The 12,841-nt window shown below is 65.1% G+C and carries 13 protein-coding genes; 5 read left to right on the plus strand and 8 right to left on the minus strand.

The window, feature by feature from the left end:
- The first annotated feature begins 85 nt into the window (after nucleotides 1-85).
- The 3 genes from G3T36_RS19810 (at nucleotide 86) to G3T36_RS08085 (ending at nucleotide 2,044) form a co-directional block, all read left to right on the plus strand.
- On the plus strand, nucleotides 86-1,066 hold the full coding sequence (locus G3T36_RS19810) for a TetR/AcrR family transcriptional regulator (RefSeq protein ID WP_240148410.1): 981 nt from the start codon (nucleotides 86-88) through the stop codon (nucleotides 1,064-1,066).
- 93 nt (nucleotides 1,067-1,159) lie between these two features.
- A complete protein-coding gene (locus G3T36_RS08080; RefSeq protein WP_163289172.1) occupies nucleotides 1,160-1,642 on the plus strand; it encodes a hypothetical protein in 483 nt (160 codons plus the stop codon).
- Between the two features lie 99 nt (nucleotides 1,643-1,741).
- Nucleotides 1,742-2,044, plus strand: coding sequence for an XRE family transcriptional regulator (locus tag G3T36_RS08085; RefSeq protein WP_163289173.1), 303 nt, complete (start codon nucleotides 1,742-1,744; stop codon nucleotides 2,042-2,044).
- Nucleotides 2,045-2,054: 10 nt separating this feature from the next.
- Here the strand turns inward: G3T36_RS08085 and G3T36_RS08090 are convergent, their stop codons facing one another.
- Complete coding sequence (locus G3T36_RS08090) at nucleotides 2,055-3,029, minus strand: CorA family divalent cation transporter (RefSeq protein ID WP_163289174.1); 975 nt, start codon at nucleotides 3,027-3,029, stop codon at nucleotides 2,055-2,057.
- Entirely contained in the window at nucleotides 3,026-4,240 is a 1,215-nt protein-coding gene (locus G3T36_RS08095; RefSeq protein ID WP_163289175.1) for an RsbRD N-terminal domain-containing protein, read from the minus strand. The genes G3T36_RS08090 and G3T36_RS08095 overlap by 4 nt, the downstream gene beginning before the upstream one ends.
- 230 nt (nucleotides 4,241-4,470) lie before the next feature.
- On the opposite strand from G3T36_RS08095, the gene G3T36_RS08100 reads away from it, so the two are divergent.
- Entirely contained in the window at nucleotides 4,471-4,884 is a 414-nt protein-coding gene (locus G3T36_RS08100) for a PRC-barrel domain-containing protein (RefSeq protein WP_163289176.1), read from the plus strand.
- Between the two features lie 81 nt (nucleotides 4,885-4,965).
- A complete protein-coding gene (locus G3T36_RS08105; protein WP_163289177.1) occupies nucleotides 4,966-5,388 on the plus strand; it encodes a hypothetical protein in 423 nt (140 codons plus the stop codon).
- Here the strand turns inward: G3T36_RS08105 and G3T36_RS08110 are convergent.
- The 6 genes from G3T36_RS08110 to cydB form a co-directional block, all read right to left on the minus strand.
- Nucleotides 5,385-6,323, minus strand: coding sequence for a helix-turn-helix domain-containing protein (locus G3T36_RS08110; protein WP_163289178.1), 939 nt, complete (start codon nucleotides 6,321-6,323; stop codon nucleotides 5,385-5,387). The two genes, G3T36_RS08105 and G3T36_RS08110, sit on opposite strands and share 4 nt — an antisense overlap.
- A gap of 76 nt (nucleotides 6,324-6,399) precedes the next feature.
- The gene (locus tag G3T36_RS08115) at nucleotides 6,400-6,777 is read right to left on the minus strand and encodes a hypothetical protein (protein ID WP_163289180.1); all 378 of its coding nucleotides are present in this window, start codon (nucleotides 6,775-6,777) and stop codon (nucleotides 6,400-6,402) included.
- 100 nt (nucleotides 6,778-6,877) lie between these two features.
- The gene (locus tag G3T36_RS08120) at nucleotides 6,878-8,425 is read right to left on the minus strand and encodes a GMC family oxidoreductase (RefSeq protein WP_163289182.1); all 1,548 of its coding nucleotides are present in this window, start codon (nucleotides 8,423-8,425) and stop codon (nucleotides 6,878-6,880) included.
- Between the two features lie 27 nt (nucleotides 8,426-8,452).
- The gene (locus tag G3T36_RS08125) at nucleotides 8,453-10,312 is read right to left on the minus strand and encodes a glycoside hydrolase family 15 protein (protein WP_163289184.1); all 1,860 of its coding nucleotides are present in this window, start codon (nucleotides 10,310-10,312) and stop codon (nucleotides 8,453-8,455) included.
- Nucleotides 10,309-11,760 carry a glucose-6-phosphate dehydrogenase gene (zwf, locus tag G3T36_RS08130; RefSeq protein WP_163289186.1) on the minus strand — a complete coding sequence of 484 codons (1,452 nt, stop codon included), beginning with the start codon at nucleotides 11,758-11,760 and terminating at the stop codon, nucleotides 10,309-10,311. The genes G3T36_RS08125 and zwf overlap by 4 nt, the downstream gene beginning before the upstream one ends.
- Nucleotides 11,761-11,798: 38 nt before the next feature.
- Nucleotides 11,799-12,803, minus strand: a complete 1,005-nt coding sequence (gene cydB, locus G3T36_RS08135) for a cytochrome d ubiquinol oxidase subunit II (RefSeq protein WP_163289188.1) — start codon at nucleotides 12,801-12,803, stop codon at nucleotides 11,799-11,801.
- Nucleotides 12,804-12,841 lie beyond the last annotated feature (38 nt).

Genomic DNA, 12,841 nt, shown 5'->3' on the forward strand with positions numbered 1-12,841 from the left:
TTCATACCTCATACTTCATGTAAGTTCGCGATGCCACGCCGGAACACGCTGACATCGAAGCCACGATCATGGGGGAACAAGGCTTATGAAACGGTCCGTCGAGGTACGCGAAAAGCCAGCCGACGCGCTCGCGGAGACCGTGACGCTCTATCAAATCGAAGTGTTGATCGACGGGCGAAGCTATCGAAGCACCCGCACGCTGGGCCGGCTTTTCATCAAGGCGGCGCGCGCGAATCTCGACATCCCCGGCGCCCCGCTGACTGTCCTGGCCCACTCGGGAGGGGTGGAGCTGCTCTTCCTCACCCGCGAGACACCGGCACTGGTCTGGGACCTCTCGGGCGGCGTTCCGACGTCCCTCTGGGACAGCCCCGATCCGCTGGATCCGGCACGCGCGCCGGATCTTATCCGCCAGCCGGTTGAGCAGACCACCTTCACCATCACACAGAACGGATCCGCGATGCCCTCCAACCACGAACGCATTCTGTCGGCAGCATACGAACTGTTCACCCGCCATTCCGTTCACGAACTCACGCTGGCACACGTCCAGGAAGCCGCAGACGTGACCGAAGCTGAGCTGGCACAGGAGTTCGGTTCAGTGGATGCACTGGCCGAGGAATGCCTGAAGCGCCGCGAACGCGACTGGACGATCGGGATCGTTCGCGCCGGCGCGCGGGCCCGGGCGGAGCATCCGGAGGGCAGGTTGCTCGCGATCTTCGACGTGTTCGACGAGTGGTTCCACCGGGACGACTACGAAGCGTGCACCTTCATCAACGTTCTTCTCGAAATGGGACGGGATCACTCGCTGGGTCGCGCCAGCATGGAGCATCTCGCGTACATCCGATCGCTGGTCGCCGACCTGGCGAGAGAGGCCGGCCTGCGTGACCCGGAGGAGTTCGCATTCTCCTGGCACATCCTGATGAAAGGCGCGATCATCAACGCAGTCGAAGGGGATGACAAGGCGGCGCTGCGAGCCCAGGCGATGGGCCGCGACCTGATTCGGCGTCACCGGGCCGTGAGCACGGACACGGGCTCGTACCAGCTCGACCCCCGCTGGGCGCTCGGCTGATCCGGATCGGTCACCGCGCCAGGCGCCTTCAACCTGTACCCTCGTCGAGGATCTGAACCGCTAGTGTTCAGATCACAACATGAGGGAGCGCAGATGAACCGGTGGTACCCGTTCAGGATCACCACCTGGTGGGGGAAGCTTCTCTACGTCTTCGGCTTCTGGCTGGTCTTCAGCAGTCTCATCGGCGGGGCTCTGCTCAACTGGACCGGAATCGATGACCCGGGCTACCAGATCTACTCACTGATAACCGTGCTCGGCGCATATCTGATTGGCGCGCGGATCTTCCGCGGTCGCGGCGAGAACCCTGCGCTTCCTCGCCCGTGGTGGCAGATGACCGCCCGCCCGAAACTCTCCCGGCGCTTGGGGATCGTGTTCGTGGTCCTGACCGCGCTCAGTGTGATCATGCTCGTCGTCGACCTTCTGCGCGTTGGGCCTGGGCCGTTCGCACCAGTCAACGACGCATTCAGTGTGATCGTCAGCGGCATCCTCGCGTACCTGTACCTGAACAGTGCCGCCCGGCTGAAAGAAGCCGTCTGGCACGTGGCACCACCGATCGTTGCCGGTGATGCGGGCTGATCGTATCGTCGAAGCGAACAGGGAGGATGGCGTCGGATGGGGGCGGCATCCCGTTCTTCCCGCACGGCGAATACACCCTGAGAGTTGTAGCTTGGGATCATGACAAGCCTTGATGACATGCTCGCTCGACGTCCGGTGAACCGGGCCAGTGTTGACGCACACAAGAAGCGCATGCTTGATGAGGTCCGCGCCTATCGGCTCCGCGAGCTCCGCGAACAGAACAACCTCACTCAAGTCGAACTTGCAGCCCTGCTGCACGTCACTCAAAATCGTGTGTCCCGAATCGAGCATGGTGATATCGAACGAACCCAGGTCGACACTCTCAGAAGGTACGTCGAAGCGGTCGGCGGGCGTCTGAAGGTCGAAGTAGAGGTCGGCGAAGAGACTTACTTGATCGCCTGACGTCCGTGGCTTACAGCCATCCACGATTTCTGAGGCGGATGTAGGCCCAGGCCTCGATGAGGATGATGACGACGGTGATTCCCACCCACCCGTAAGCCAGATTCGTGCCGGGAAGGTTCTGGAAGTTCATCCCGTAGAGTCCCGAAATGACCGCCGGAATCGCCAGCATCGCCGCGATCGCAGAGATCTTTCGGGAGTCGACGCCTTGTTCGCTTGCGATCGCGTTCTCGTGCGTCGCGATCACGCTTTCCAGAGCGGACTCCTGGTCGGCGCCGAGCTGGCTGACTCCTGCCAGATCGTCGATCAGGTCCTGAACATACGGTTCGAGATCACGGTTGCCGCCCGTCAGTTCGTCCAGTCGGCCCTTGTTGTTGGAGAACGCGATCGAGAGGGTCGAGACGGCCCGGGTCACTTTGCCGATCCGCTTGCGCAGGCGGTAGATGCGCTGGGGGTCATCACGAATTGTCTCGTCGAACACCTGCTCCTCGAGTTCTTCCAGTTCGGATTCGTTCAGGCTGGCGGCAACGATGTATCCGTCGATGATGTTCGCTACGATCGCGTGAACTCCGCTCATGACGCCACCCCTCAGGCCCGTGGGCGCATTGTCGAGGACAGAGGAGAGGTCGACCCGTTCCTGCCTCCCCGTTCCGCGTTGGACGGTGACGAGGAGACCGGGACGAGCGAAAATGAACGTCTCCGTTATCCGCGGCTCGTCCGGGGAGAAAGCGTTTCCGATTTCCCACATCACGATGAAGAGGTGCTGTTCGAACCACTGCACTTTGGGTTTGAGTCGACTGGCCGTCGCATCCTCGACCGACAGGGGATGCAAGCCGAGCTCGTTGCCCAGCTCGATCATTCCAGCGGCGTCGGCGTCTGAAACGTCCACCCATGCGAAGCCACCGTTCGTGCAGGCGACCGCGATCTCCTCAGTGCCACCGCTGATCCGCACTCCGTTCGCGTCGAATCCGCAGGTCGTCCGTTTCATGTTTCCCTCTTCGTTCCATCGCGTGACGATCGTGTGCCGTGCCGGCGCAACGGGAGTGAGACGACGGCGAGATACAGTTCGGCGGCATCGCGCGGATCGGAAAGGCTCCGCAACGTGAGCGTCTCAAGCCGGCGCAGTCGGTTGCGCACCGTGTTGGAGTGCACGAAGAGTGCCCTCGCGGTGCCGGCGACCGAGCCGCCCGTGCCGAACCAGGTTCGAGCCGTGTCGAGAACCATCTCCCTCTCGCTCTCGGGCAGTTCGAGAACTCGGTAGAGCACGATGGCGGCGAGTTCAGCCGCCACGTCGGGCGCGCCAGCGGCCATCGTGTTCACGGCGGAGTCGGAGAAGAAGGTCACCTGCCCGTCGCCGGATGCAGCGAGCGAGGTGCGCGCCAGTCGAACGGCGTGCGAGATCTGCCCGAAGTCCTCGGTGACCGGGCTGATTCCCGCGCGGACCCCGAACTGCTGAAGGGATTTGCGGACGAAGCGAATCTGCTCGTGAAAGCAGGAGACGATGCCGAGCTCGACATCCGAGCGAAGCAGCCAGACCGAATCCAGCTCGTGTTCCATCAGCCGCCGGTCGATGAGGGGAGCCGGAACACGGCCATTCCCCTGGGCTCCGATCGCCACGACGACGTACGGTCGGTCGCGGGGGAGTCCCAGCCGGTCGACCGCATCCCAGAGGGTCGCGTTGGGTTTGTCATGCCCGCTCAGCACGGTGTCGATGAGGGCGTAGCGCTCGCGCTGACTGTTGATGAGGCGGAGCTCTTCTTCGTCGCGGTATCCGGCGCTGATCAGGCTGACGAATTCATCGCTCATCGTCCACACCTGCCCGGCGACCGAAACGAGTTCAGCGTCGGATGCGGACTCGAAGGAGCGCGCGTGGTCGACGAGCTCACCCCAGATGAACTCCGAGCCGACCCGTATCGCGTCGAGGACGGCGGAGAGCGGGAAATTTGCTTGTGCACGCGCCGCCCCGATCATCCGGACCGTTCGTTCGCGCTCCGCATCGGGCGTTCCCAGCGAAGGGATGAAGCCGATCTGCGTGCTGCAGGAATCGAGCAGTTCCTGGTCGCTGACCGGCGAGGATGCGCGATAGCCGGGCACCCGTAGGCGGATGGTCGCGGCCAACCGGGCAGGCAGGTCGGACGAGGTGGCGAGCAGCGACGATGTCAGGCGCGGGAGGAGGCTTGTGGGCCGCGAATCAGTCACGGTTTCGTCCGTTCACGATAAGGGAGTCGTCTGATACTGACGCGGCCCCCACGCGGGGGGCAATGGAATCCGTCACACGATCGGGGAGCTCAAAATGTCCGCCGGAACAGTGTGCACGAAATGGAGTTTCGTCGTTCACGCTCGTACAAGATTCCGGCCGCGTGCCTTCCTAATTTGGTCAGAGCGTCGAGCAGTCGATGCGTCTCAACACCGAACTGAGGAGAAGAAAAGTGGCAACATACAACCCCAATGAACTCGTCCTGCTGAGCAAGAGCGACGAGATCACCCTCGACGTGGATGCGGACATCCGCGGCCGCAAAGTCGTCAGCAGTGCCGGAGACGAGCTCGGAACGGTCCACGATCTGCTGGTCGACCAGACGACCAACCGGGTTCGCGCGCTCGTGGTCAACCACGGTCACCTGTTCTCGAAGACCACCTCGGCGATCCCCGTCGAAGCGGTGACGAAGATCACGGCCGACGAGGTCGTGATCGACCAGAACAAGGACAAGGTCGGTGACGCGCCGGCTTATGACCCGACGCTGATCTACGACGAGGACTACTTCGTCGACGTCTACGACTACTACGGTTACACCCCCTTCTGGTACGACGAGTACGTCTACCCGACCTACCCCATCTACGTCTGACCCGATCGGTCCGGCCAGAGACCCCCGGGGCTCCTCTGGCCGGACCGGCCGACATCGACATCTCTCTCGAAAGGACCACTCATGTCACTGTCAGACCTCCTGCTCCGGCTGGGGAGCCAGGCCAAGGATCTCGAAGACTCCGCTACGGCCCACCAGGCTGAGACCGACATCAAGCTGAAGACACGTGCGAGCGAACTGCACGAGACGCTGTCGAACGTCAAGGTTGCGATCGGGCAGCAGCTCTATGCCGACACGGACGCCACCACCACCCGGTTGACGGACCTGCAGCGCACCATCGCCGACGGTTTCCAGACACTCCGTGCCGAGGCCGACACCCGCCGGATCGACCCGACGGTGAAGCCGAGGACCGCCGCCCAGCTTGCTGAGCTCGACGCGGAGGATGCGGTCGATTTCGCCCTCTACGCCCTGCAGGAAGCCGAGTACTTCGTACTTGCTGCTATTGCGGCCCGGGATGCGGGTGGCGAGCTGGCGTCCGGAGCCTAGCGGTGCATCCGCCGCCACTCGCGTGGCGAGGTGCCGTACCAGCGGCGGAACGACCGAGAGAAATGGGCCTGATCGGCATAACCGGTTCGATGTGCGATGTCGGCGATCGAGAGGTCGCAAGCCGCGGTGAGAAGCCCGGCCGCACGATGCGCGCGCTGCTCGCGGATCCAGTCGCCGAGAGACAGGCTCTCGCGGGCCAGGACTGTGTACAGGTACCTGACCGAGATGCTGTGGGCGCGAGCGATGCGAGAGGCGGAGAGTCCGTAGTCGAAAAGGTGCAGGCGCACGTACTCCATGATTCGCGGGTACAGCGTCTCGGCGAGCGGTTCTCTCGCTCGCGCCGCGTCACCCGCGGCTGACGACACCACTCCGCGCACCATCTCGACGATCGGCGCAGAGAGCAAAGCCATCGCCGTGTCGCCTTCGATCGACTGGTGAACGACCCGCATCAGAAAACTCGACACCGTCGAGGACAACGCCTCGTCAACTTGTAGGGGGGAGGCCAGGAGCGGGTCGACGAGCCTATCCGGCAGGCCCAGAGTCCGGTAAGGAATGGCGACCGAGTATCGATGACTGGATTCCAGGCGGGCATCGAGATCGAAGCGGGTCGAGGTGAGGACGAGACGTGCAGGTGGAAACGAGAGTTCGCGACCATTCTGGTGAACAGCGCTTCTGCCTGTCTCCACCATGCTGAGCAGCAGCAGTTCCGGGTCAGCTGCACCGGGCTTCGCTTGTCGACGAAGTGACGCGTCGACACCGGTCACCAGCGACTCGACGACACCGAGTTCGCCGATGCGGCCGGCGCCGAAATGGCCGCTGAGGCCACGATCGTGCTCGACGCTGAACTCGGCAGGAGCATCCGCGTCTCGAAACCAGGCGGTCAACGCCTTGGCGCGGTCACGCTGCGGGATATCGGAGAGGGATCGAAGAACCACAATCGATCCTGACGTGACCCCCACTATGGGGACAATGGAATCGTTAACACGCTTGGATGCGCGAAAGTGTGATCCGCTACACCCAGCGGCCGGCGTTGGGCGCGAACACTCCGATCACCGGCACGATCCGCCACTCCTCGGGATTGTGTCCCTCACCCAGCCGGATGCGTGCCGCCCGGAAACGACGGCCGATCAGCAGGCGCTCCGTCCACATCACACCCACGTGGACGATGTCGGCGGTCGACCGCGGCAGCTCGAGGGTGACCGGCGGATCGCTCGGGGAGACCTGTGGACGGGGGTTTCCCAGGTCGGCGCTGCCTCCGCTGAAACTCACGAACGAAGTCACCTCGTAGGCGACGCGGGGACCGGTGAACCGGAAGACGACGCGTCTCGGCTCGCCGTCATCCGGTTCGAAACCGATCTCGACGCCCTTCACGGCCGCGCCGTTCGCCATCGAGTCAGCGTATGTCGCTTAGCCGGGTAGGTCCAGCTGGCCAGCATGTCGTTTCGCTTTCCCGACGAGTGTCGGCTGACAGTGCGTCAGGGAGCTGCGCTCAGCCGAGCCGCGCGAGCAGGTGGTCGCCCACGCGCAGGGCGTTGGCGATCGCGGTGAGGGCGGGGTTCACCGCCCCGATGCTCGGGAAGAAGCTGGTGTCCACCACGTACAGGTTGTCCAGCTCATGCGCCTTGCAGTCTGCATCCAGCACGGAGGTTGCCGGGTCGTTGCCGAAGCGCACGGTGCCGGCTTGGTGGGCGCATCCGGCGACCGGGATGTCGTTCTTCATGTACGCGTCGCGCGGAAGCAGATGATGGGGGTGCATGCCTAAATGGCTGAGGTGCTTCTTCACCCGGTTGTACAGCTGCTCGAGCGGCTCACGGTTGTTCTCGGTGTAGCTCAGCACGACGTCGCCGTCCTTGTTGAGGGTGACCCGGTTGCCCGGAACGGGCAGGTCCTCTGCCGAGATCCAGAAGTCGACCGCGTGCTCGGCCAGTTCGTTGAGGGTGAATTCGGGCGCAAGCTTGGCGAGGTGCTGCTCGCCTCGATACATCGGAGGCGAGGATTTGCCGACCATCTGCACGTTGCCCATGGGGTACTCGAAGTCGTCGTCGCCGAGGTACCAGTCGTTGAGGCCGAGCGTCTTCTGGAAGCGGGTGTCGTTCTTCTCCAGCGAGAGGGCGAGGAAGGCGCGGCTGTTGTGGAACATGTAGTTGCGTCCGACCTGATCGGACCCGTTGGCGAGGCCGTTCGGGTGCTTGTCGTTCGCACTCGACAGCAGGAGTTTCGCCGAGTTCGCCGCGCCGGCTGAGACGACGACTATAGAACCGGTGAACCGCTGCTCTGTTCCATCGACGTCGGCGACGACCGAGGTGACGGTGCGGCCCGACGGGTCGGTCTCGAGCCTCCGGACCTGTGCGTTGCGCACCAGGGTGACGTTGTCGTGCGTGATCGCGGGACGGACGGCGATCGCCTCGGCGTCCGACTTCGCGTGCACCAGGCAGGCGAACCCATCGCAGGTGGCGCACCGGATGCACGCGCTGTAGGCGGGATTCGCCTCGTCGAGCATGATCCCGTTGGGGGAGTGGAACGGATGCAGTCCCACGCGTCCCAGATCGTCGAAAAGCTGCTGGATGCGCGGCTCGTGCGACACCGGCGGGAAAGGGTACGGCCCGCCGGGCGGATCCGTCGGATCCTCTCCCCGGACGCCGTGCACCTGGTACAGCTCCTCGGCCTGCTGATAGTAGGGGGCGAGGTCGTCGTAGGTGATCGGCCAGGCGGGGGAGAGCCCGCCGTGGTGTCTCAGCTCGCCGAAGTCCGCCTCACGCAGCCGGTAGAGCGCAGCTCCGTAGAACTTCGTCGCTCCGCCCACGAAATAGTGGACCTGGGGCTGGAAGGATTTGCCGTCCTTGTCGTACCAGGTGTCTTTCGAGACGTAACGGTTGTCGACGAAGACGGCGGTCGCATCCCAGTTCTGGGGTTCCCGGGGCAGCCAGTCGCCGCGTTCGAGGATCAGCACCCGTTTGCCGGACGGTGCCAGCCGGTGCGCGAGCGTGCCTCCGCCTGCCCCGGATCCCACGATGATGACGTCGTAGTCGTCGGCCATGATTGTCTCCTGACGATCGAATGCGTGTTAGAGCGACAGCTCTTCGAGCCGGTCGGCGAGGATGATCCGGGCCGCGGCCTCGATGAGCGCGAGGTGGGAGAACGCCTGCGGGAAGTTCCCGAGGTGCCGGGAGCGATCGACTTCGAACTCCTCGGCGTACAGGCCGAGCGGCGAAGCGATGCGCAGCAGCCGCTCCAGCAGATCCGTGGCCTGCTCCCTCTCGCCGACGACGGAGAGCGCCGACACGAGCCAGAACGAGCAGATCAGGAACGTGCCTTCCTTGCCGGTGAGGCCGTCGTCGGTCTCGCCGGTGACATACCGCAGCACGAAGCCGTGCTCGGTGAGTTCCGTCGCGATCGCGTCGACCGTGTTCTTCAGCCGTTCGTCGGTGCCGGGCAGGAAGCCGAAGATCGCGGCAAGCAGAGTGGATGCATCCAGCGCGTCCGTGTCGTAGTGCTGCCGAAGCACCCCGCGATCGCTGACACCGTGCGCGAGGATGTCGGCGCGGATCTCCTCCGCGGCCTCCGACCAGGTTTTCTCGAGCTCGAGGTCCTCCCTGATCGCCGCGATCTTCGCGGCGCGGTCGAGCGCCACCCACTCCATCAGCTTCGAGGACACATAGTGCTGCGGCGCCCCGCGGGCCTCCCAGATGCCCTGGTCGGGTTCGCGCCAGGTCGCAAGTGCACCCTCGGCCTGCGATTTCACCAGTGGCCAGAGGCGCCTCGGCAGGTGCTGGTTGCGACGGGTGTGCAGCAAGAGTGAGTCGAGGACAGCGCCATAGACGTCGTTCTGCCGCTGGTTGAAGGCCCCGTTTCCGAGCCGGACCGGCTTGGCGCCCTCGTAGCCGGAGAGCTCGTCGCGGGTGGACTCGGTCAGGTCGCGCCGGCCGTCGATGCCGTACATGATCTGCAGGCCGCCATCCTGATCCGGTTCGAGGTCGGCGACGAACTGCATGAACTCGTCGGCCTCCCAGTCCAGGTTGAGGAAATGCAGGGCCTGAAGGGTGAAGGTGGTGTCGCGCATCCACGTGTAGCGGTAGTCCCAGTTCCTTTCGCCGCCGGGCGTCTCGGGAAGCGACGTGGTCAGAGCAGCCACGGTCGCACCGGTCGGCATGTAGGTGAGGCCCTTGATCGTCAGGGCGGCGCGCTCCAAAGGGTGCCGGAGCGGATGATCGGGGATGCGCGCACGTGCCAGCCAGCGCCGCCAGAACCGGACCGTGCGGTCGATCCGTTCGACGGCGTCGTCCACATCCACCGGGGCGGCGAACTCTTCGGCCCAGGAAAGCGCGCAGTACGCCTTCTCGCCGACCGAGAGCGTGTGGCGGGCGCGCGCGGAACTGCCCTCGAGGCCGATCGACATGTCTGTGCTCAGCCGGAACGTCTGGCCCGAGCCGGTGGCCTCGGCGACGTGTCCCTCCTTGTCGACGAGTGTCCACTTGGCAGGCTCGCGCCCGTAGTCGAACGCGGGTTCGCACCTCAGCTCGACCTCCACCGAGCCTTCGAGGCATTCGACCAGCCGGACGAGGACGTGGTCGGCGTCGTCGTCGGCGGGCGGCCGCGTGTGCGGGGTCACGTGGTCGGGTCCGGTTCGTGGCCCCATCGTGAGGGCGTCATGCACGAGCAGCCAGCCACCCGGCGTGTGCCAGGTCGTGGTCAGCACATTGGTACCCGGCACATAGGTGCGCGCGGTGGGCGAGTTGATGCCGAACGGCCCGAACCGGAACGAGCCGGCTTCGCGGTCGAGCAGGTTCCCGAACGCGCTCGGCGAGTCGAACGCGGGGACGCACAGCCAGTCGATCGAGCCGTCTGGCGCGACCAGCGCTCCGGTGTGGCAGTTCGACAGGAACGCGTAGTCGGCGATCGGCGGGAACGGCGACGTCGTGCTCATTTGGCGTCACCGTCCGATTCCACGATCCACGGGCCCTGCCACCCGCCGTGATCGGCGACGAGGGTCGACGCGATCGCGGGACCCCACGTCCCCGGCGCGTACGGATGCACAGCCGGCGGGTTGTCGATCAGCGGCTGCATGATCCGCCAGTTCTCCTCGATCACGTCCTGTCCCTTGAACTTGCCGGAATCGCCGATGAGAGCGGCGTGCAGCAGCACTTCGTACGGTGTTGCGCCCTCGCCCCCCTCGTCGGCGAACTCCGCGTCGAGGGTGATCGCCCGCGGGCCCTGGCCGTCTGCCCGGTGAGCATCGACGACCAGGCGGGCTCCGGTCGACGGGTCCAGCTTGACGACGAACTCGTCGCGTGCGGGCCGGCGGTCTTCGCCGGCGCCCAGCCCGAGGTGGACGGGCGGCGGCTCCCGGAAGACGACGCGCAGTTCTGTCTGCGTGACCGGGAGTTTCTTGCCGGTCCGGATGTAGAACGGAACGCCCTGCCACCGCCAGTTGTCGATCTCGAGCCGCAACGCTGCGTACGTCTCGGTCGTCGAGCCCTCGGCGACGCCCGCGATGCTCTGGTAGCCCTCGTACTGACCTCGGACGTAATGTGCGGGATCGGCGGCCTTCACCGCACGGAACAGCGTGACCGCCGCGTCGCGCATCCCCTCGGCTCCGGTTCCGGATGGCGGTTCCATCGCGGCGGCCGCCACCACCTGCATCAGGTGGTTGACCACCACATCCCGCAACGCACCGACCGGATCGTAGAAGTGCCCGCGGTCCTCGACGCCGAAGTCTTCGGCCATCGTGATCTCCACGCATTCCACATAGCTGCGGTTCCACAGCGGTTCGAGAATCGTGTTGGCGAAACGGAGGTACAGGATCTCCTCGTAGCCCATCTTGCCGAGGTAGTGGTCGATCCGGTACAGCTGCGATTCGTCCAGGTACTTGTGCAGCTCGGTCGCCAGCGCCTTGGCCGATTCGAGGTCATGACCGAACGGCTTCTCGACGACGACACGGGCCGTCGCGGTGAGGCCGGCCTCCGAGAGCCCCTGTGCGACCCGGCCGAACAGGAACGGCGGGATCTCGAGGTAGAACACCGGGTGCTTCGTGCCCTTGATCGCGTCGCCGACCCGCTGGTAGGTGGCCGCGTCGTCGAAGTCGCCCTGCACGTACGCCAGGCGCCCGGCGAACCGTTTGAACACCTCCTCGTCGAGCACTTCACCGGTGGCGACGATCGAATCCCGCGCGCGTTTCACCAGCTGCTCGAGCGTCCAGTCGTCGACGGCCACGCCCACGATCGGGCAGTCGAGCAGCTTTCGGCGTTCCAGCCGGTACAGGGAGCGGAACGTCATCACCCTGGCGAGGTCCCCGGTTATGCCGAAGACCACCAGGACGTCGGCGACCTTCGACCACTCGTCACGCTCGGATGCCGACGCGGTGGATGCGTTCATCATTGTCTCCGTTCACTTTGATCACTTCGTCACGTTGATCACTTCGCAGCCGCCGCCGGTGGGCCGACCACTCGGCGACGGAAGACCACGTACGTGTAGCCCTGGTAGAGCAGCACGATGGGGAAGCAGACGGCCGCCACGATGGTCATCACGGTCAGGGCGTAGGTCCCGGATGCGCTCCCAGCGACGGTCAGGCTGTAGGACGCGTTCGTGCTCGACACCAGCACGCGCGGGTACAGGCTGACGAAGAGGGATGCGACCACCAGCCCGATCGCGACCGAGCTGGCCGCGAACGCCAGTCCGTCGCGAGCGCGGAACTGCGCGATGAGGGATACGGCGATCGCCGCAAGCGCGAGGGCGAGCATCACGTAGGTGGCCGGTCCCGGATGCGCAACCAGCGCCATCCACACCCCGAACACCACGACCATGCCGAGGTCGACGAACGAGACGACGTGGCCGAACGTGCGCGCCCGGGCGCGGACCGCATCCGTCGTCCGAAGCGCGAGAAAGGTGGAGCCCTGCAGGAGGCAGAGGGCGAGCACGGTGAGGCCGGTCCAGACGGCGAAGCCAGTGAAGAGACTCCAGAAGGTGCCGGTGAAGTTGCCGTCGCTGTCGATCGGGAGGCCGGCGAGAAGGTCGCCGAGGGCGATCCCGAGCACGGTCGGGGCGACGACACTGCCGATCGTCAGGCAGAGGCTCCACCCCCAGCGCCAGCTGTCGCCGCGACCGCGACCGCGCCATTCGAAGGAGATGCCGCGCACGATCAGGGCGACGAGGAGGAGCACGATGGCCAGGTACGACGCGGAGATCCAGGTCGCGTACCAGGCGGGGAAGGCCGCGAAGATCGCCGCCGCGCCGACCACCAGCCAGACCTCGTTGGCGTCCCAGAACGGACCGACGGTGTTGATGGCGACACGGCGTTCGGTCTCGGTGCGGCCCACGACCGAGTGAATGGCTCCGACACCGAAGTCGAAGCCTTCGAGCACGAAGAACCCGGTCCAGAAGACGGCGATGATGACGAACCACACGTCGGCGAGATTCACGGGGTCCTCCTCATCTGTTCAGGGTCGGGTCGGGTCTG

Origin of the sequence: Leifsonia tongyongensis (assembly GCF_010686705.1) — a bacterium.
Taxonomy (GTDB): domain Bacteria; phylum Actinomycetota; class Actinomycetes; order Actinomycetales; family Microbacteriaceae; genus Diaminobutyricibacter; species Diaminobutyricibacter tongyongensis.

Coding starts and splice junctions, on each gene's coding strand:
- G3T36_RS08125 (WP_163289184.1), bottom strand. CDS start 10,312: ATGAGCACGACGTCGCCGTTCCCGCCGATCGCCGACTACGCGTTCCTG.
- G3T36_RS08120 (WP_163289182.1), bottom strand. CDS start 8,425: ATGGCCGACGACTACGACGTCATCATCGTGGGATCCGGGGCAGGCGGA.
- G3T36_RS08090 (WP_163289174.1), bottom strand. CDS start 3,029: ATGAAACGGACGACCTGCGGATTCGACGCGAACGGAGTGCGGATCAGC.
- G3T36_RS08105 (WP_163289177.1), top strand. CDS start 4,966: ATGTCACTGTCAGACCTCCTGCTCCGGCTGGGGAGCCAGGCCAAGGAT.
- zwf (WP_163289186.1), bottom strand. CDS start 11,760: ATGAACGCATCCACCGCGTCGGCATCCGAGCGTGACGAGTGGTCGAAG.
- G3T36_RS08115 (WP_163289180.1), bottom strand. CDS start 6,777: ATGGCGAACGGCGCGGCCGTGAAGGGCGTCGAGATCGGTTTCGAACCG.
- G3T36_RS19810 (WP_240148410.1), top strand. CDS start 86: ATGAAACGGTCCGTCGAGGTACGCGAAAAGCCAGCCGACGCGCTCGCG.
- G3T36_RS08080 (WP_163289172.1), top strand. CDS start 1,160: ATGAACCGGTGGTACCCGTTCAGGATCACCACCTGGTGGGGGAAGCTT.
- G3T36_RS08085 (WP_163289173.1), top strand. CDS start 1,742: ATGACAAGCCTTGATGACATGCTCGCTCGACGTCCGGTGAACCGGGCC.